General features: G+C 30.8%; 13 protein-coding genes and 2 pseudogenes. 6 read left to right on the top strand and 9 right to left on the bottom strand.

Annotation, left to right across the window (positions count from 1 at the left end; translation table 11 throughout):
• Positions 1-2 precede the first annotated feature (2 nt).
• The gene (locus tag Q0352_RS12460) at positions 3-797 is read left to right on the top strand and encodes a glucosaminidase domain-containing protein (protein ID WP_299527976.1); all 795 of its coding nucleotides are present in this window, start codon (positions 3-5) and stop codon (positions 795-797) included.
• Positions 798-852: 55 nt separating this feature from the next.
• Here the strand turns inward: Q0352_RS12460 and Q0352_RS12455 are convergent, their stop codons facing one another.
• Positions 853-1,347 carry a hypothetical protein gene (locus Q0352_RS12455; RefSeq protein WP_299527975.1) on the bottom strand — a complete coding sequence of 165 codons (495 nt, stop codon included), beginning with the start codon at positions 1,345-1,347 and terminating at the stop codon, positions 853-855.
• Positions 1,348-1,505: 158 nt separating this feature from the next.
• On the opposite strand from Q0352_RS12455, the gene Q0352_RS12450 reads away from it, so the two are divergent.
• Both Q0352_RS12450 and Q0352_RS12445 read left to right on the top strand, forming a co-directional pair.
• Complete coding sequence (locus tag Q0352_RS12450; protein WP_299527974.1) at positions 1,506-3,449, top strand: YgiQ family radical SAM protein; 1,944 nt, start codon at positions 1,506-1,508, stop codon at positions 3,447-3,449.
• Positions 3,450-3,519: 70 nt separating this feature from the next.
• Entirely contained in the window at positions 3,520-5,112 is a 1,593-nt protein-coding gene (locus tag Q0352_RS12445; RefSeq protein ID WP_299527973.1) for a mechanosensitive ion channel family protein, read from the top strand.
• Positions 5,113-6,063: 951 nt separating this feature from the next.
• On the opposite strand, the gene Q0352_RS12440 is transcribed toward Q0352_RS12445, so the two are convergent.
• From Q0352_RS12440 to Q0352_RS12405, 8 genes and pseudogenes are all read right to left on the bottom strand, one after another.
• The gene (locus Q0352_RS12440; RefSeq protein ID WP_299527972.1) at positions 6,064-7,644 is read right to left on the bottom strand and encodes an NAD(P)/FAD-dependent oxidoreductase; all 1,581 of its coding nucleotides are present in this window, start codon (positions 7,642-7,644) and stop codon (positions 6,064-6,066) included.
• Between the two features lie 403 nt (positions 7,645-8,047).
• Positions 8,048-8,215 (bottom strand): annotated as a pseudogene (locus tag Q0352_RS12435) (type IX secretion system membrane protein PorP/SprF); the annotation flags it as partial.
• Between the two features lie 59 nt (positions 8,216-8,274).
• Entirely contained in the window at positions 8,275-9,570 is a 1,296-nt protein-coding gene (locus Q0352_RS12430) for a carboxypeptidase-like regulatory domain-containing protein (RefSeq protein ID WP_299527971.1), read from the bottom strand.
• 114 nt (positions 9,571-9,684) lie between these two features.
• Positions 9,685-11,832 (bottom strand): M3 family metallopeptidase, encoded by a 2,148-nt coding sequence (locus Q0352_RS12425; RefSeq protein WP_299527970.1) that lies wholly within the window; start codon positions 11,830-11,832, stop codon positions 9,685-9,687.
• A 323-nt stretch (positions 11,833-12,155) separates the two neighbouring features.
• Positions 12,156-13,541, bottom strand: coding sequence for an MFS transporter (locus Q0352_RS12420; protein WP_299527969.1), 1,386 nt, complete (start codon positions 13,539-13,541; stop codon positions 12,156-12,158).
• 231 nt (positions 13,542-13,772) lie between these two features.
• Positions 13,773-15,953, bottom strand: coding sequence for an acylase (locus Q0352_RS12415; RefSeq protein WP_299527968.1), 2,181 nt, complete (start codon positions 15,951-15,953; stop codon positions 13,773-13,775).
• A 174-nt stretch (positions 15,954-16,127) separates the two neighbouring features.
• The gene (gene lysS / locus Q0352_RS12410) at positions 16,128-17,828 is read right to left on the bottom strand and encodes a lysine--tRNA ligase (protein WP_299527967.1); all 1,701 of its coding nucleotides are present in this window, start codon (positions 17,826-17,828) and stop codon (positions 16,128-16,130) included.
• A gap of 244 nt (positions 17,829-18,072) precedes the next feature.
• On the bottom strand, positions 18,073-18,585 hold the full coding sequence (locus Q0352_RS12405; protein WP_299527966.1) for a DUF456 domain-containing protein: 513 nt from the start codon (positions 18,583-18,585) through the stop codon (positions 18,073-18,075).
• A 132-nt stretch (positions 18,586-18,717) separates the two neighbouring features.
• Between Q0352_RS12405 and Q0352_RS12400 the strand changes: the two genes are divergently transcribed.
• The 3 genes and pseudogenes from Q0352_RS12400 to Q0352_RS12390 form a co-directional block, all read left to right on the top strand.
• Entirely contained in the window at positions 18,718-19,089 is a 372-nt protein-coding gene (locus Q0352_RS12400) for a BlaI/MecI/CopY family transcriptional regulator (protein WP_299527965.1), read from the top strand.
• A complete protein-coding gene (locus Q0352_RS12395; RefSeq protein ID WP_299527964.1) occupies positions 19,086-20,594 on the top strand; it encodes a M56 family metallopeptidase in 1,509 nt (502 codons plus the stop codon). The genes Q0352_RS12400 and Q0352_RS12395 overlap by 4 nt, the downstream gene beginning before the upstream one ends.
• 12 nt (positions 20,595-20,606) lie before the next feature.
• A pseudogene (locus tag Q0352_RS12390) lies at positions 20,607-20,887 on the top strand (hypothetical protein); the annotation flags it as partial.

The following is a 20,887-nucleotide window of genomic DNA, read 5'->3' as shown; positions in this document are numbered from 1 at the left end:
GTATGAAGTTTAATTATTTATTAATATTACTAGTAATAGTAGGTTTACTTTCAAGTTGTAAATCTAAAAAAAGTGTTGTTAGAAAATCACACAAGAAGGAAGTTATTGTTGTAAAAACCAACCAACCTATAAGTAATACGAATACTACTACGACCAGCAAAAATTCAGTAATTAAAAATTCAACCTTAGATTATATTGAAAATTATAAAAATACAGCAATGGAATCTATGCGTAAGTTTCAAATTCCAGCAAGTATTACTTTAGCACAAGGAATCTTAGAATCGTCAAGTGGGAATAGTGAATTAACAAAAAAATCTAACAATCATTTTGGCATAAAATGCCATAGAGGTTGGGAAGGAGAAAGTGTTTACCATGATGATGATGAAAAAGGTGAATGTTTTAGAAAATATGAAAATCCTGCCACTTCATTTAAAGATCATTCTTTGTTTTTAACTAGTAGAGATAGATATTCTAAATTATTCAAATTAAAAGAAGGAGATTACGTTAGATGGGCTAAAGGATTAAGTGAAGCTGGTTATGCTACTGATAGAAGATATCCTGCAAAATTAATAGCGCTTATTGAAAAGTATGATTTGCATAAATACGATACTCAAGTCTTAGGTAAAAAGTTTAAAAATGATGATAAGGTTGATTTGAATAGTCATACTGTTGCAAAAGGGGATACCTTATATTCAATTTCAAAAAAATATGGTGTAACAGTAGAAGAACTAAAAAGGTACAACGGATTGTCTTCTAATGATATTAGTATTGATCAAATATTATTGTTAAACAAATAAGAAACGCTGCATAAAGCAGCGTTCTTAACAAACAATTAACCAAATCAAACTAAAATTAACATCTATTTATTCTGTAATTTCTTGATTCTCCATTATTTTTATTTCTTCTTTCTTGATTATTTCTTTTTCCATGAGCCATTCTTTTTTTACCGTCTCTCATTTTAACCATTTGATGGTTTTCCCATTTTTCAAATTGTTCTTTATTAAGAATGCTTTTTATAGCCGTTTTATTCGCAATCTGATTTTCTAAACAATTATTTTGATTTTCAAAACGTTGTTCATTTGTTAACTGAACCCCCTTTTCTTTATTTTGTTTAAATTTTTCATTAGTAGCCAATCGTTTTTCAGCTTGTTTTTTCTTCAAGTCATAAATGGCTTTTTGTTGATTTTTATCTAAATCAAAATGTAAAGTCATTCTTTTTGTTTGTAAAGTTGCATGTTGTTCTGGTGAAAATTGATTTTTTTGACCAATTTTATTTTTGTTTCCTTGTGCATTTACAGTTGTTGAAACTAAAAATGCAATTACTAAAATCCCTACTATTTTTCTCATAATTATATAATTTTATATTGTTATACCTCTTTGACCATTAATAATTACAAAGGTTTAAAACGTTAACACTCATTAACTTTTGTTAACTTTTATTTTATGAAATATGTTATGAAGGAGCTTTCTTTAGAATTGTTTTAAATAGTGTATTTTTGCAAAATATGATAATGAATAAACTTTCAGATTGGTTACCTACCACTAATAAAGAGGTGAAACTTAGAGGTTGGGAAGAACTAGACGTCATCCTTTTTAGTGGAGATGCGTATGTAGATCATCCAGCATTTGGACATGCAGTTGTTGGTAGAATTTTGGAAAGTTATGGATTAAGAGTCGCAATTGTTCCTCAGCCAAGTGTAAATGATAATTTACAGGATTTCACTAAAATGGGAACTCCTAAACTATTTTTTGCTGTAACAGGAGGGTGTATGGATCCAATGGTTAGTAATTATACAGCAAGTAAAAGAAGACGTGATAATGATGCATATACTCCTAATGGAGATAAAGGTTTTAGACCAGATTATGCAACTACTGTTTATACGAACATTTTAAAGGAAAAATTTCCTGATGTTCCTGTTTTAATTGGAGGTATTGAAGCTTCTTTACGAAGAGTTACACATTATGATTATTGGAGTGACACTTTAAAACCAACAATTTTAGAAGATTCAAAAGCTGATTTATTAGTATATGGTATGGGTGAACAGCCTTTACGTGAAATTGTAACACTATTACAAAAAGGAGTTCCTTTTTCAAGTATTAAAACGGTAAATCAAACAGCATTTTTATTGAAGAATGATGAAGAACTTCCTAAAAATAAAAATTGGAAAGATGTAAGCATTCATTCACACGAGGTTTGTTTGAAAGATAAAAAATTGTTTGCTTCAAACTTTAAAGTGATTGAGCAAGAATCTAATAAGTTATTTGCAGATCGTATTTTCCAAAAGGTGAATACTTCTACGTTGGTTATAAATCCACCGTATCATACCATGACGGAAAAGGAAATTGATGCTTCTTTCGATTTACCTTTTACACGTTTGCCGCACCCAAAATATAACAAGCGAGGAACAATTCCTGCGTTTGAAATGATAAAGTTTTCTATAAATATTCATCGTGGTTGTTTTGGAGGTTGTAGTTTTTGTACTATTTCAGCACACCAAGGAAAATTTATAGCAAGCAGAAGTCAGGAATCTATTTTAAAAGAAGTTGATCAGGTTGCAAATATGCCCGATTTTAAAGGGTATTTATCTGATATTGGAGGTCCTTCCGCAAATATGTACAAAATGAAAGGGAAAGTGCAGGAAATTTGCGATAAATGTGTTTCGCCTTCTTGTATTTCGCCTGTGATTTGTCATAATTTAGATACTTCGCACAAGCCATTAACTGAACTTTATAAAGCTGTTGACAAGCATCCAAATATAAAAAAATCGTTTATAGGGAGTGGAATTCGTCATGATTTATTAGTGCCAGAATTTAATAAATTAGCCGATCCAAAAGAGTTAGATGCTTACACTGAAGAAGTGATGACTAATCACGTTTCTGGAAGATTAAAAGTGGCTCCTGAACATACCTCAGATAATGTATTGAAATTAATGCGAAAACCTTCTTTTTCTTATTTTCATAAATTTAAAGAACGATTTGATAAAATAAATATTCGTAAAAAGTTAAACTTGCAATTAATACCTTATTTTATTTCAAGCCACCCAGCTTGTGAATTAGAAGATATGGCAAACTTAGCTGCTGAGACGAAAGATTTGGGCTTTCAATTGGAACAAGTTCAAGGGTTTACACCAACACCAATGACCGTTGCTACGGTAATTTATTATAGTGGTTACCATCCCTATACGTTAAAACCTATGAAATCTCCTAAAACCAAAAATGATAGAGATGAGCAGCATCGATTTTTCTTTTGGTATAAAAAAGAAAATCAACAATGGATTAGAAATACGTTGTCTAAAGTTGGAAGAAGTGATTTACTTCAAAGATTACTTCCTGAAAATAATTCTTGGAGGAAAAATAAGGCCGCTAAAGCCAAAGATACTTTTAATGATACTGTTACTTTCACTTCAATAAAGAAAAAGAAATTTAAAGATAAGAAGAAAAGAAAATAATTTTATCACATTAATTTATAACTATGAAATTATAGTTTAATTTTGATGCGAAGTTTAAATTCCTATTAAAATGAAGAAGATTAGTTTATTTTTTTTATTACTTTCAACAGTAATTTTTGCACAAACTAAGGTAAAAGTTGATTTAAGTAATCCAAATTCAGCAATTTATACACACATTTATTTTTTACAATCAGATTCTTACGATCCTTCAAAAGCAGCAACTACTATCGCTGGTTTTGAAGGAGAAGAAGCTGAAAATTTAGCTATCAAGTTAAAGAAAATATTAGATGGAAAAGGATTGATGATTGATTTTACAAAAGTTCCAACTGATAGTATGTATGCTGATTCAACTTTATTTAATAATGCTCATAAATATGTGTTGTTTCCTAACCAACTTCCTGAAATTTATGTTGAAAAGACAGGTGATAATTGGTATTTTTCACTTGAATCAACATCAAAAATTAATGAATTATATAATAAAACATACCCTTGGCATACTGAAAAGTTAAAAAAAATGATACCTGAGTTTGGTCATCATAAAATACTGAATATTGAAGTTTGGCAATATGTAGGTTTTTTATTATTAATACTTATTAGTGTTGTTTTATTTTATGTACTAAGAAAAATTGTTTTTTATATTTTACAGAAAATTCAATACTTAATAATTCATAAAACGAGTGTAAATATTAAATTGGCTTTAAAAAAATTAACAAGACCAATTGTGTTATTATTATTAATTGCATTTATAAAGCTTTTAATACCTTCATTATTCCTTCCTTTAAATGTTAACACTGTTTTGTTTTTAACATTAAATATTATGGTTACCGTATTTTGGATTTATGTATTTCTAAAATTGGTACAAGTAGTTATGAGTATTTATGCCGATTTTGCTGAATCTACTCACGGTAAATTAGACGATCAATTAGTACCCATTTTAGATAATTTCCTTACGGGAATAGTTATATTCCTTGGTTTTTTAAAATTATTGACCCTTTTTGGAATTGAACCCGTTACAGTAATTGCAGGAGCTTCAATAGGTGGTTTGGCAGTTGCACTAGCATCACAGGATACTGTTAAAAACTTGATAGGAACAGTCATGATTTTTATTGATAAGCCTTTTCATATTGGTGATTGGATTGAAGCTGGAACTGTAATTGGAACTGTTGAAACTGTTGGGTTTCGTTCAACTACAGTTAGAGCTGCTGATACTTCTGTATTCCAAATACCAAATAGCGCATTATCAGAAATGGTAGTAAATAATAAAGGTTTGCGTGCTTTTCGTCGTTACCAAACTAATTTAGGAATACGATATGATACGCCACCGGAGTTAATTAATGCCTTCGCACAAGGTGTTCGAAAAATTATAGATTTACATCCTGAAACACGTAGTGATGCTTTTAATGTTGAGTTTTCAGGTTTTGGAGATTCTGCTTTGTTGATATTATTAAACGTTTATTTTGTGCAACTTGATTGGAATTTAGAACAATCATCTAAACATAGTTTGCATATTAAAATTTTAGAATTAGCAAAAGAATTAGGTGTTGAGTTTGCATTCCCATCATCAACAATAATGATTGAACAATTTCCGGAAAAAAAGGGGAGTGGCAATGGCTATAATATTGAAGAAGAAAGGTTACAACAAATATTAGGAGCTATTAAGTAATGTACTTACTGCTTAAAGTTTAAAAAATAGGCTGTCTGAAAATTGAAATTTATGTGATATTGAGCCTGTCGAAATATTTTAACTAATTGAAAAATCAAGGTTAACTTCGACAGGCTCAATATGACAAAACGAATTTTACCCACTTTTCAGACGGTCTCTTTTTTAAGTCAATTTTAATTCTAAATTGTTGAAAAATAAGTTTTTAACATAGTGTTTTGGACTCTTTATTTTAGTATATTTATAACACTTCTAAATGCCTTGATTTTAAAGGTTTTTCATCTGCTTTGTAAAAGTAGTAGAACTTTCTCCAATTAATTGTACTTTATTTTTAAATTAATCGTACTATTTTTCACATAATAATTGTACAATTTTTAAGAATATCTCCTTTACTTATACAAGATTTATCAGAGGATATACAAAGTCTGGTCTATTAATAATCACGAATTAGTAGTCTATTTCTTTTGAAGCCAATAGAAACGTTATTTAGTAACTTTAAAATGTTATTCAAGGCAGCTAAAAAACCGCGATTACGACTAAAAGGAAGCAATCTCATGATTAGAACTATAAAGTTAAAGATTACTTCGTTGCTCCCGCTACTCGTAATGACGTATTGTTTCGGCATCTTAATAAAATTTTATTCGTCATTGGGACTAAAAGGAAGCAATATCATGATTGGAACTACAATGCAACAGATTACCTCGTTGCTGCCGCGCCTCGTAATGACGCCCCTATGAACCGTTATTGAAATTGAACCGCAGTGTAAAGAAGCAATCTCATGAATATTACACGTACAAAATAACAATGAAACGTCATCTCCGGCTTGATCGGAGATCTGTTCATACTAGGCTAAATATTCCGTAGTACTCCTATGCAGAAATATTTTCTCATACGCGAGAATGACGGAGTATTTTATCATTGCAGGACAACACGTTTTAAACCGTTTCACTTTCACTATACCTTTTTTAATATATTATTACCAGTGATGGCCATAGATGTTAACACTCCAGAAAACAAGGCTCCGCCTACTCCTGCAGTCACAATATCCTGACCGGTGAGGTAGAAATTTTTAATTGGTGTGCGTGGTTTTAAAAAGGATTGTCTAAACCTAGAAGGGCTATGATCTAACCCGTAAATTTCACCTTTTTCATAATTCACAAAATGTTGTGTTGTTAATGGTGTAGAAAGTTCGTAACAATTTATTTTTCCTTTTACCTGTGGCAATTGTTTATACAACTCATTTAATAAACGTTGTGCAAATTCTTCTTTAAGTGTTTCATACTCGGCGCCTCTTTTCTTCCAAGGTGTATTTTCCCATTTTTTAAAGGTTTCGTACGGAATTAAGGTAATAATATCAATGCTACTTTTACCCGGATACCGATTAGACCAATCTGGGTCTTTGGCTGAGGGAAAAGAAAGATACACTACCGGAAATGGTTGCGACAAATCCTCTAAATAGTTTTGCACACAAGTATCGTGGTCTCCTTCGGCAGGATAAATCCAATAGTTGGTTTTAGGAAGTTGTAATTCCTCTGGCGTTCCTTCTAAACCAATGTACAAACTTGCATGTGCTACCGATTGTTTCACTTGTTGCAACTGCTGTTTTAATTGGTGTTTTTCAACAGTTGCAGTTGGTAGTAACTTGTTATAAGTAGTCATAATACCGGCATTGCTAACTATGTTTTTGGCATAGATTTTTTTTCCATCTTTCATTAAAACACCTATGGCTGTATTATTTTCAATAAGTACTTCTTGTACTTCGGCATTTATTAATATAGTTCCGCCTGAAGCAGCAATTACAGGTGCTATTGTCTTTACAATTTGCGAAGAACCTCCAACAGGGAAACTGCCTCCATCAAAATAATGTCGTGCTACCGAGGCGTGCATATAAAAACTGCTTTGCTTTGGTGACAACCCGTAATCGCCATATTGCCCCGTTAATACCTTTATAAGGGTTTCATTATTGGTTAAAGAACTAAGTACTTCATAGGTTGTTTTATCTGCCCATTTATAAAACGGTTTTTTTAGATAACCTCCTAGTGTCTTTTCTAAAAAAGGAGGCATTGCCTTGCTCATATAATAGTTTTTACTTGTTTTCACTGCTTCAAAAACCAAATTTACATAAGTGTGTATAGCCTTTTCTTCTTCTGGAAAATAGGAAATGAGCTGTTTCTTAAAATTGGTTACCCCTTTTACAAAATCGTAGTGTTGATCTCCAATGACTATTTTGTCATACACCTCTCCAATATCAGCCCATTTTAATTGGCTGTTGCTTACATAATTAAATAACTTTCTTAGGATGCTATTTTCACGCTGCATTTCACCTATATAATGAATACCTACATCCCATTCATAATCTTTTCGTTTAAAAACATGCGTAAAACCACCAGCTGTATAATGCCGCTCCAATACCAACACTTTCTGACCTTCTTTAGCTAAGATAGCTGCTGTGGCCAAACCGCCCATTCCAGATCCTATAATAATAGTGTCGTATGTTTCCTGTAATTTTGGTTGCTGTTTGTAGGATTGAATCATCTAGTTAATTTTTTACCCAATGTACAAAATAGAAATTAGTTTATTAATAACACGAATATATTCGTTTTTCGTCATTGCGAACGCAGTGAAGCAATCTCATGATTGGAACTAAAATGTAACAGATTACTTCGTCGTAAAAACTCCCTGTCTCCCATAGACAGGCTCGTAATGACGGATTAAGTTACTTTTTTGCAATTGCAAACCAAAAAAACCAACACCACCTTTTTATGGTAGTATTGGTTTTTATTTTTTTAAACTTGACCGCTTACGAGGTATTCATTTTTAAATAGTTAATTTCATACTTCTTTCTTGTTTACCAAAATAATGGTGTTCTGTTTTTAGAAGCGTATGTGCCTTTTGAACCTATATCAAATACCAAGCTAATTTCATGAGAACCATTGTCTTAGTTTCCTAAATTGTTGGTTAAACTATCGTATGAATATCCTACTTTAAAATAATCACTTACACGCACTTGAAATAACCCTGAAATTGATTCATCTAAACGATGTAAAATTCCAAATTCCATGCTGTTATTCCATAAGATATTCGCTGAAATATCTGTTGATAAAGGACTGCCATCTACATTTGGCTATTTACGTTGAAAAATAGATTTAATTGTTTAAGTATCGTTTAAGTTTTTTTTAACTGCTTTTGAATCTTTTTAATGGCATTTTCAATTGGTTTTTCAGGCTCAATAACGTTGTATTCTCCCCAAAATTCTGGGTCAGAAAATCCAGAAGCTTCATCACTTATAATAACGGAAGATTTTAGTCTATCTTTAGATTTAATTAATTTATTACTCAAATTCTTCTCCCAATCGGTAACCGCCATTTCAATAGTTGTATGATAAACGGTATTGAATAATTTTTTATCCCAATTAATTTTAAATCCAAGTTGAATTCTACTATATCCATAATACCACTTTCCGTTTTTCTCACGATAATCAATTTGATAAGTGGCTTCTATTGGATTTACTTTTGCTTTTCTAGGTTTTTTTACAATAAAGTATTTACTTGCTTTTTCTTGATCTTCAAGGTTTAAACTAAATTTTGCATTTGTTAAAGCGAAAGATTGCGCATCAATATATAATTTTCCATAAAAAAAAGGATCCTTCTCATATGCTTTTTGCTTAAAATTCACCACATAAATAGGTCTGTTGTCAATTTTAGTTGATTTGTCAAAGCTAAAATCATAAATTTCAAACATATCTTCAGTAAAAATTAATGTAGGATTTTTCATGATATCTATAAACAAGGTGTTAAAAGGACCACCTCTAAGTTTAAATACTACCGTATCTAATTTAGAATAATCGGTATTTTTTCGTGACTTGTAAAGCTGTAAAATATCTTTTTTAGAATTCGTATAAGACTGTTTATTAATTTCAACTACGGCTTCAGAAAGTGATACATAGCTTCTTCTTTTTTTAATTGTTTCTCTATAAAAAGCAGTCATTGTAGTGAGCTCTTCAGAATAATTATCACCTTTCTTTTTAAACACTTTTGAAATTAGGGAGTTTACATCTTTAATTAAAATTTCAACTTCAGAAAGTTCTTCAATATATGTTTCTAACTTTATCGTTTTCTTATTAATTAAATCAGATTGACTTAAAACTTTACTGGTATATCCTAAAAATGAAATGGTAATTTTGTGATCCTTATATTTCTTAGGGATTTTTAATAAAAATTCACCTTGTGTATTTGTAACAGTGCTAATATTGGTTTCATTAACTATTAAAGTAGCGAAAATTAACTCTTTTTTTGTTTTACTATCAATAACTTTACCTTTATAGGTATTAAAGCCAATGGTATCATTCTGAATATGAGTGTCTAAAGCGTAGCTAAAAGGGTGAAATCCAACTATAAAAACGAACGTTAGAAATAGTGTTGTAAGACTCTTTTTATCTTGAAATATTCTATTTTTTACCATAGTGTTAGAGATTAATTGTGATAAACAATAAATTAATGATACAAGTTAATAATTTTTCAGCAAAAAAGGAATTACATTTCTGTAATTCCTTTTTAAAAATGTTAAAATAGTTATTTATTCAGTTACAGGAAATCCACGATCACGCATCAATGCATCAATTTTGGCATCTCTACCGCGGAATAACTTGTATGCATCTGCAGGATCCATAGCGTTTCTAGGTGCGAATAAAGTTTTTACCATTTTAGCAGATAATTCTTTATCATAGAAGCCATCAGGAGATTCTCTAAATGCTTCAGCAGCATCAGCAGTAAGAACATCAGCCCACATATATCCGTAATAAGCTGTTGCATATCCTTCTCCAGAAAACACATGTCCAAAATGTGGTGTACGGTGACGCATTACCAATTCTTTAGGCATATTCATTTCAGTTAAAGTTTCTCTTTCAAAAGCATCTACGTCAATATTTGTAGGGTCTGTCATATGAAATTTCATATCCATAATAGCAGAAGCCAAATATTCAGTAGTTGAAAACCCTTGATTAAAAGTTGATGCTTTTTTTATTTTTTCAACTAATTCTTTAGGCATTGGTTCCCCCGTTTTGTTATGCACTAAAAACTGATTGATCACTTTATCTGTAGATAACCAACGTTCTAAAACTTGAGATTGGAACTCTGTATAATCTCTAACTCCACCATTAAGTGTTGGATATCTCACTTCAGAAGAGAAGAAATGCAATGCGTGTCCAAATTCGTGTAAAAAAGTTGTTGCATCATCCCAAGAAACCAAAACAGGCTCTCCAGGTGCTGGCTTCACAAAATTTGAGTTATTAGAAGCCAAAACGTTCTTTTCTCCATCAAAAGATGAATAACTTCTGTAAGTTGTTGCCCAAGCTCCTGAGCGTTTTCCTTTTCTTGCGTATGGATCTAAATACCATAAACCAACATGTTTTCCTGAATCTATGTTTGTTACTTCCCAAACTTTAACATCTTCATGAAAAACAGGCACACTACCTTCTGGTACTGGTGTGAATTTATAATTAAATACTTCTTTAGCAACAAAGAATAAAGCATCAGTAAGTTTGTCTAATTGCAAGTATTGTTTTACGTCATCAGAATCTAAGTCATATTTTTGTTTTCTTACTTTTTCAGCATAGTAACTATAATCCCAAGGTTCAATTGTAATATTGGCACCATCGGCATTGGCAACAGCTTGCATATCAGCAACCTCTTCTATAACTCTTGCTGTAGAAGCTTCCCATACCTGATTCAATAAATTCATTACATTTTCAGAATTTTTTGCCATTCTGTTTTGCAACCTCCAGTCTGCAAAATTGTCAAAACCTAAAAGACCAACACGTTCTTTTCTTAGTTTTAAAATTTTAGCGATGTTTTCATTATTATCAAATTCATCGGCATTATCACAACGAGAATAGTAGTTTTCCCAAACTTTTTTTCTTAATTCTCTTTCACTAGAATACGTTAAGAATGGTGACATATATGAACGTGTATTAGGAATGGCATATTTCCCTTCTTGCCCTTTTTCTGATGCAATTTTAGCCATAGATTTAGTCATTGATTCAGACAAACCACCTAATTGATCTTCGGTTAAAAAAACTGCATAATTTTCTTCATCAGCTAAAATATTATTAGAAAAGTTGGTATAAAGTGAAGATAACTCCATATTAATGGCTGCATATCTTGCTTTTTTCTCATCATCTAATTCAGCTCCATTCATTGCAAACCCTTCATAAATAAGTTTTACAACTCTTTGTTGATCATCATCAAGAGGAGTTTTTAAAGAGTTATCATACACTGTTTTAATACGATTAAACAATGCTGTGTTTTGAGAGATTTTAGAACTAAATTCAGACATAATTGGAGCCATTTCACCTTGAATTTCTCTAAACTCAGGAGAGGATACATTTGCACTCCAAATTCCATAATAATTTTGTACTCTTTCTAATGTCTCTCCTGCTTTTTCCATGGCTACAATGGTATTTTCAAAAGTAGGCGATTCAGAATTAGCTGTAATTGCATCAATGTCTTTTAAGTTTTCCTGCATTCCTATTTCAAGTGCAGATTTAATGTCGTTAAGGTTCATTTTATCGAATGCAGGTAATCCTTCATAAGGGCCTGTCCATTCTTCTACTAAAATATTTGTCATAGTATTTTTTTCTTCATGTTGTTTACAGCTTGAAAAAGCAATAAGTATGCTAAAAACTAACATGGGTTTTAGCAGGTTTAATTTGATATATTTGTTCATAATTAGATTGATTTTATAAAACTATTTTAAAATTATTAAGTTTTTATTTGAGACTCTCAAATTTAACTAATTAAGATTTAAAATGAGTTTAGAAACAGCAAGTTTCATAGAAATAGCTGTTAATGATATGTTAAATTTTAAATCGAAAAAACGGCTGTCTAAAAAGTGTGACTTTATGTCAAACTGAGCCTGTCGAAATATTTTAACTAATTCATAATTAAAATAAACTTCGACAAACTCAGTTTGACAATTTGAATTTTATTTACTTTTTTAAACAACCGCTTTTTTAAATATAAAGTGGTTTGTTGTAGAACAACTAAAATTTATGAGTTCGCTATTTCTGCATCCTTTTTTGCGATTACTTTTCCGTAAATAATTAAGGAAATAGCAGATACCAATGCAATTGCAGCAAAATAATACCAAATGTAATGTGCATTTACTGAGGCAGCTTCCCAAGCTTCATGAGTTTCAAATAATTTTGGTTCTGGACAATATTTTGATAGTAAATAACCCGATAAACCAAAACCTAAAATTGAAGAAATGAAAGAGTGCAAGTGACTAAATCCTAGATACAATCCTTCTTCACCTTTTGGTGCTTGTAATGAGAAAAATTGTAAGAATCTTGGCGAAATAAATGATTCAGCCAAACCTTGTAATATAATTCCCGCAATCATCATAAGAGCAATAGGGTGCATACTTATAAATCCAAGATCAATTTCGCCTCCACCAAACCAATTTCCTGAAGCCATAGCTATTGCAGAAAAAGGCATAATAAACATACCAACTGTCATAGAAAATAAAGGTGTTTTACTTGCCATTATTCTTGTTATAAAAGTAACTGTAAGCACTACGGTAAGTGGATTCACATTGGCATACCAAGAAGGTGATGCTGCTTCACCTGCCATTCTAAGAACGTATTTTGGCATGGTGGCATACAGTTGATGTTGAACCATCCAAAATCCTGTAACTATTAAAATTAATGTAATTAATCTACCATTTGTTAGTACTTTAATTAATGCCTGCCATATTTCACCAAAAGTTTTTCCTTCACCTTGGTGTTTCGCACTTTTGTAAAAGAAAACAATCATTATTAAAGCTAGCAATGTCATAGCAGCTGAAAAATAATTTAGATAAATTAATCCCATATCTCCCATAGCAACTCGCAATGGTTTTACAATTGTTTTTCCTGAAAAGGCTCCAATATTTACCATCATATAAAAAATGGAGAAACCTTGAGCTCTATTTAATTCTGTTGTTTCTTTTGCAACCGTACCTGTAATTACTGATTTTATAAAAGAACCACCAATCATGATAACCACCATTACTGGAACAATTGCCCATCGTTCATTTGATTCTAACAATCCAGTAAATGTAATATCACCCGAATAGTCAACTAAACCAATTGATTCAAGCGCTGTTGGTAATATTCCTAAACCAAAATACCCAATAGTTAATAAAGCGAAAGCAATTATTAATGAAGATTTAAATCCAATTTTATCGGCTAAAGCTCCTGTAAAGGTTGGAAGTAAATATAAACCTCCAGAAAAAACACCTGATATTAATGCCGCTTCTATATCGGAAAAACCTAAAATTCTTGATAGATAAAGTGTAATTACAATAAAAACACCATAATATGCACCTCTTTCTAATAATTCAACAATATTAGCTGTCCAAAATGCACGTGAAAACCCTTTTAATTTTTGAAACATGATTATTTTATTTTTATTTTAAACTGTTGCCGAAGATAAGTATTTAGTAACAAATAGCACACAATATTTTTAGTTTAGAATGATTTTATAAGAGGAAAATATAGTACTAAATTATCTAAAAGGAAGTACAATGAAGTACTTCCTTTTAGATAATTTAAGCAACACATATTAAGCGTATCAAATTATAAGCACTTTCTTATAAGATGTTGAATAGCAAATTATATATATTTTTTACTTTTTTTCTCCTGGGTGATAGCTAGATTTAGCTCTTTTTTCAACATCTTTTCTGTAATATGCGACATCTTTAAATTTAACATCAGCATAGCGTTGAGATTGATCAGCGAAATTTGGTGAAGTTGGGTCGCCACTTTGTCCACCGGCAAGCATTGTTTTAGCCTTTACAGTATCACCAAATTCAACAACTGCCACAAAACTATTTCCTGAAGTTCCATAAATACGTTTTGTATTGTATGATCTTGCCCCATAGGAAGCCAAAGCTCCCCATTTACTTGAAGCCATATCAATAGGAATACTTGGCAAACTATCATTAAATGGTTGTTGAATGGCTCCATTTATGCGTTGATACCTATTAATTTCTCCCCAAGGAGTATTCCAAGTCCCAAAGTCTGCTGTTAATTTGTCAATCGTTTGTTTAAAAATAGTTAACCGTTCGCTTAGAGGTGATAATGTTCCAAAATATTGAATAAGTTCTAAATCACTTAAACCTTCTGGTTTTACTCCGTTTTTTAAATATTGAAGGATATAAAAATGAGCCATAGACATGGCTATAGATTCTTTATTCGTTGCAAAATTCCATTCTCTTAACACATCAATTGCCTCTTTTAATGATTTATCTGATTGTGAAGTTTTATCATACGCTTCAATTAAACCTGGAATTAGCACTTCAAAAGCAGGTAAATATGGGTCGTAAGCAAGTTCAATTAATTGATCTATTGTTAGATCTTTTGATTTTTCTAACAAGCGAACCGCATGAATACCACGAAAGTTTTCTTCATTTCTAGACATGTATCTTGGATAATCTTCAACTTTTGGACTATTAATTCCTGCACTGGTAAATGGTGTAGAATTACAATTTTGAATCCAACCATTTTCAGGGTTTGTTAACGTTATCATTTCATCAACAGTATGAAGTCCTTGCCAATCTGTTGCAGGATTACTTCCATCTACAGGTTTGCTAAAATCGAATGTTTCATCTCGTTTTGGTATAAAATCTCCGTGATAATAGGCAATAGTTCCATCAGCATCAGCATAAACTGTATTGTTAGATGAATTTGTTCTCATACTCATCATCTCTTTAAACTCATTATGATTGCTAAGCTTCGTTCTGGTAAAAGATTGTATCAAGGCATTTACAGGATCCCACATCATTGCTGTAGCTACCCATTTCCCATTAATTGATTGTGTGATGGGGCCGTGGTGCGTTTTGTAAGTAGTAAATTTTTTATCTTTTAATTCTCCTTCATTTAAATATTTAAGTGATACTTCAAAAGATTCAACAGGTCTTTGTTCGTTCCCATAAGTATAGCTAAAACCTTTATCTGTTTTGGAAATGGTTTCAACATAATCATCCATAAAATCCATATCTGTTGAAGTGTGCATCCATCCTGTTTTTTCATTAAAACCTTGATATACAAAAAATTGTCCCCAGGTTACGGCGCCATAAGCATTTAATCCTTCTTCACTAACCACGTGAACTTCTCCACGAAAAAAGAAGGAAGTATGCGGATTTATAAGTAGCATTGCATTGCCAGATTTTGTTAATTTTCCAGAAATGGCAAATCCATTTGAACCTCTAGGCTCACTGTCACTTAAACGAATTAAACCATCATGAACAATACTTAATTTTTGTGCTGAAGAATCTTCATAAAAATCTTTAATTTTTCTTGTTGAAATGTTTTCAATATCTCCTCCAATTGAACCTTCACTAAAATACATGGGCATCCAAGGTTCAAAATGTGTTAACAGTCTTGGCTTTACTTCTGGGTGTGTATATAAGTAATAATTAATTCCATCTGCAAAAGCATTACAAAGTTTCTTTAACCATTCAGGGCTTTTTTCATAATTCGCAATTGCATCTTCTTGTGTCATAAATAACTGAGCTCTAAGATCACTATAGATTGCTTTTTCACCTTCTACTTCTGCTAATCTTCCAGTAGCCCAAATATAATTTTGTTCAACTCTATTAAAATCATCTTCACATTGGGCATAAAGCAATCCGAAAACAGCATCAGCATCTGTTTTACCATAAATATGTGGTACACCAAAATCATCGCGTATTATTTCAATAGTTGAAGCAATTGATTTCCAACGTTGCTGTTCTTTTTGAATTTGTGTTTGAGGATTGGAACAGGAGGCAATAAATAATAGGAATGCAATATAAAATAGTTTCATAAAATAGCGATAGTTTTATAATTTATTGAAATAAGTAGATTATTTTAATTTGTTAAATTTAATAAATTAAATGGTTAGTACTCATATAGATTCATTAAAAAAGGAGCTACAATTAAGTAGCTCCTTTTTTAATATTATAGACCCTTCGACAAGTTCAGGGAAACAAAATTTTATTTATACAACCTCTACAAATAACCCTTCATCAGTATTAGTTACTTTGGCTAAGTTGTGTTTTGTTAAGCCTTTCAAAGTTTTATCCCATTTTTTATTACTGAAACCGCTTTTTTCTTTTAAATCGTTTAATAAAATTGGAGCATTTGTTTCTATCATTTTTAATAAAACTTTTTCTTCCTCATTTAATTCAACAGAAGGAGCTTTTTTTTCTGGTCTCATTTGAGGAAAGAAAAGTACTTCTTGTATTGAAGCATTATTAGTCATAAACATAACCAAACGGTCAATTCCAATACCAATTCCTGAAGTAGGAGGCATTCCATATTCTAAAGCTCTAATAAAATCTTGATCAATAAACATAGCTTCATCATCTCCTTTTGCAGATAATTTCATTTGTTCTTCAAAACGTTCACGTTGGTCAATTGGGTCATTTAACTCAGAATAGGCATTTGCTAATTCTTTTCCATTTACCATTAATTCAAAACGCTCAGTTAAAGCTGGATTATCTCTGTGTTCTTTTGTTAAAGGACTCATTTCTTTTGGATAATCTGTAATAAATGTTGGTTGAATGTATAGGTGTTCACATTTTTCTCCAAACAATTCATCAATTAACTTTCCAACACCCATCGTTTCATCAACTTGAATGCCTACTTTAGTACAAACTTCTCTTAATTCAACATCGTTCATTCCAGCAACATCATAACCAGTATGAATTTTTATGGCTTCTAAAATTGGAACTCTAGGATATGGGGCTTTAAAACTAACCTCATTTTTACCAATTTGAACTGTAGATGTTCCATTTGTATCTATTGCTATTTTTTCTAATAATTCTTCAGTCATATCCATCATCCAGTTGTAATCCTTGTATGCAACATACAATTCCATCACCGTAAATTCTGGATTATGAGTTCTGTCCATTCCTTCATTTCTGAAATCTTTTGCAAACTCATAAACAGCATCAAAACCACCAACAATTAATCTTTTCAAGTATAATTCATTTGCTATACGCAAATACAATGGCATATCTAAAGCATTGTGATGTGTCATAAATGGGCGAGCGGCTGCTCCACCTGGAATTGGCTGTAAAATAGGCGTTTCAACTTCTAAATAACCGCGATCATTAAAGAAATTACGCATAGAATTGGTTATTTTAGTACGTTTTATAAATGTTTCTTTAACGTGATCATTCACAATTAAATCTACATATCTTCTTCTATATCTTTGCTCGTTATCCGCAAAAGCATCGTGTACTTTTCCATCGGCATCAGTTTTTACAACTGGTAATGGGCGTAAACTTTTAGCTAAAACTGTTAATTCTTTTACATTTACTGAAACTTCACCAACCTGAGTTTTAAAAACTTCACCTTTTACACCAATAATATCTCCCATATCCAATAATTTTTTGAATACGGTATTGTACATCGTTGGGTCATCTTCAGAAGAAATTTCATCACGGTTCACGTAAATTTGCATTCTACCACTTGCATCTTTTAATTCAGCAAAAGAGGCTTTCCCCATAATTCTACGACTCATCATTCTTCCTGCTAAAACAACTTCTTTTCCTTTAAAAGCATCAAAATTTGATGTTATTTGTTGAATTGTTGCTGTAGTTTTAAACTCATCTGCTGGATACGGATTTATACCTAGTTCGCGTAATTTTTGAAGCGATTCTCTTCTAATTATTTCAAGTGGTGATAATTGCATTCGTTTCTTTTTTAAAATTTATTTTGAATAACAGTTTGCAAAGATACAATCAATTCAGAAAAATATGTGATTTCAAAAGAAAAAGTGTTTAGAATTTGAAATCAAATAAAAATTTATATATTTGTTAACCACATTTAAATGTGGATTAGTTGTGTTGTTTGGCGTTAATAGCGTCAGGTTTTTTTAAAACCAATGGAAAGCTTCCCGAATTCGGGACGCTTTTTTTATTTTACAATAAGTTGTTTTATGATGAAAAAGTAAATAACACGTCTTTATATTCCCAAAATTTAACAAGATATAATCCTGTAAAAATTACAGCAGTTATAAATTTTAAGAAGGCTGAAGTTAAGAAACCAAGTAAAGATCCAAATGCAGCTTTTAACGCTTTTCCAGAATTTTTACTATCGTTAATCATTTCTCCAATATAAGCACCAATAAAAGGTCCAATAATAATTCCAAAAGGAATAGGGGAGAGTAAACCTATAACTAAACCAACCATAGTTCCAATAACGCCGTAACGGGTTCCACCAAATTTTTTAGTTCCCATTGCTGGAATAAAATAATCGATTACCCAAATAATAAGTGCAATTGCCAATGTTATACCTAAGAAAGTCCAATTCATTGGTACGGAATTTGTGAGATGAAGTAACAATAAACCAATCCAACTTGTAAAAGGACCAGGTAGCACTGGTAAAAATGAACCAATAATACCTAATAAGGCAAATAGAAATCCAATGATGAGTAAAAAAATATCCATATGCTAATTTAGGTTTTCAATTTACAATTTGAAAGAAAAATAAATACAAATAATAATATTCAACTAAAAAATTAGTTTAAACTAAATATTTAGTTATATTTGTGTAGTTGAACTAAAAACTTAGTTAATAAAATGGATAAACAATTAACAAAAGCAGAAGAGCAGTTTATGCAAGTTTTGTGGGAATTAGAAGAAGCGTCGGTTCAAGATATAATTGATCAATTACCAAAACCAAAACCTGCATATAATACGGTATCTACAATTATTAGAATATTGGAAACGAAAGATTTTGTAGCACATAAAACGAAGGGAAGAGGTTATATTTATTTTCCTTTGGTGAAGAAAGCAGATTATAGTAACCAGACTTTAAACAAATTAGTAGATGGTTATTTTGGTGGTTCTTTTAAAAGTATGGTGTCGTTTTTTGTAAATAAAAATGATGTTGATATCAACGAATTAGAAACAATTTTAGAAGCTATTAACGATAAAAAGACTGAGAAATGATAAATTATATACTACAGGTACTACTTTTTCAAGCGCTATTTTTGGCTGTTTATGATTTCTTTTTACAAAAGGAAACCTTTTTTAAGTGGAATAGACGCTATTTATTAGTGACACCGTTATTATCATTTATAATCCCATTGTTAAAGTTTGAAACTTTTCAAAGAGCATTGCCTCAAGAATATATGGTTCAATTACCAACCGTATTTTTAAACCCACAAGCGGTTATTGAACAAGCCAATAATAGTAATTCAACGCTCAATTATCTAACAATACTATTTTATGTTGGACTTTTAATTTTTGCGTCCCTGTTTTTAATTAAATTGATTAAAATAATTCAATTAATTATCGCTAATAAAGTAATTAAAAAACAACACTATTCTTTAGTAGTATTAGAAAAGAAACAATCTGCTTTTTCGTTTTTCAATTATATTTTTATAAATGAAAGTCTTCTAAAAAATGAAGATTTACAAATAATTAAGCACGAATTAATACACTGTAAACAATACCATACGTTAGATTTATTGTTTTTTGAAATACTAAAAATAGTATTTTGGTTTAATCCAATGGTGTATGTATATCAAAAGAGAATTACCTTACTACACGAATATATTTCTGATGCTGAGGTTGTTAAAGAAACAGATAAAAAAACGTATTTCAATAAGTTGCTTTCTGAAACATTTAATGTAGAAAATATTTCATTCATCAATCAATTTTTTAAACATTCATTAATTAAAAAAAGAATAGTTATGATCACAAAAGAAAAATCAAAAAAAATGAAACAGCTAAAGTATTTATTAGTGTTGCCTTTGTTGGTAAGTATGTTAGTTTATGTGTCTTGTACAAATGATGCTCAAACTGATATTGATGATATGAATAGGATTATTGAAAATGAAGTTATTTCTCCAAACGGAAAATATTTTGAAGGGAAAAATGGTATTAAAATATTTACAGGAATACATTTAGAAGGTGAAGTAGTTTCTTTTGATAATATGACAGAAAACGAAAAAGAAATTTTCAATAATTTCAAAGATTCTAAGATAGAATATAGTTTAGTTATTGATAAGAACGGAGATAGAGTACACTTTTTAAAAGTACCAATGCCTCCAATGAAAAATAAGGCTAAAGATAAAATTGTTATTGAAGATGATGGCTCCATTCCTTTTGCAATAATTGAAGAAGTGCCAATTTATCCAGGTTGTGAAGGAACCAAAGAAGAATTAAGATTGTGCCTTCAGGAAAAAATCACACAGCATGTGAATAAAAACTTTAATTCAGATTTAGCAAAAGAATTGAAACTTGAACCTGGAGTAAAAAGAATATTTGTGATGTTTAAAATTGATAAAGATGGTAACATTGCTGAAGTACAAGCAAGAGCGCCACATATTGAACTTCAAGATGAAGCAATGCGCGTTATAAATTTATTACCAAAAATGACACCAGGGAAGCAAAAAGGGAAGAGTATAGGTGTTAGATACAGTTTGCCAATTGCTTTTAAAGTTGAATAAATTAAAATTACTATGAAAAAGATCATTATCACACTATTAGTTATAATAGTTGCATTAAAAACCGAAGCGCAGTCCTCGGTTTTTGCCATTGCCGACAGTTTATTATTGAAAGGAAATTACCAAAAAGCATTAGTTATATTAGAGAATGAAGAGCTTAAATCATTAGAGACTTTTGATAAAATTGCTACTATCTATCATATTATTGGTAATTTTAATAAAGCTATTGATTATTATAAAAAAGCTTTGGAAGTTGATGATAATGAAGACATAAATGTAAAATTAGGGAATGCATA

Source organism: uncultured Lutibacter sp. (assembly GCF_937891065.1).
Lineage (GTDB): Bacteria > Bacteroidota > Bacteroidia > Flavobacteriales > Flavobacteriaceae > Lutibacter.
Note: the sequence above shows the minus strand (reverse complement) of the source record. Positions and strands in the feature narration are given on the sequence as shown.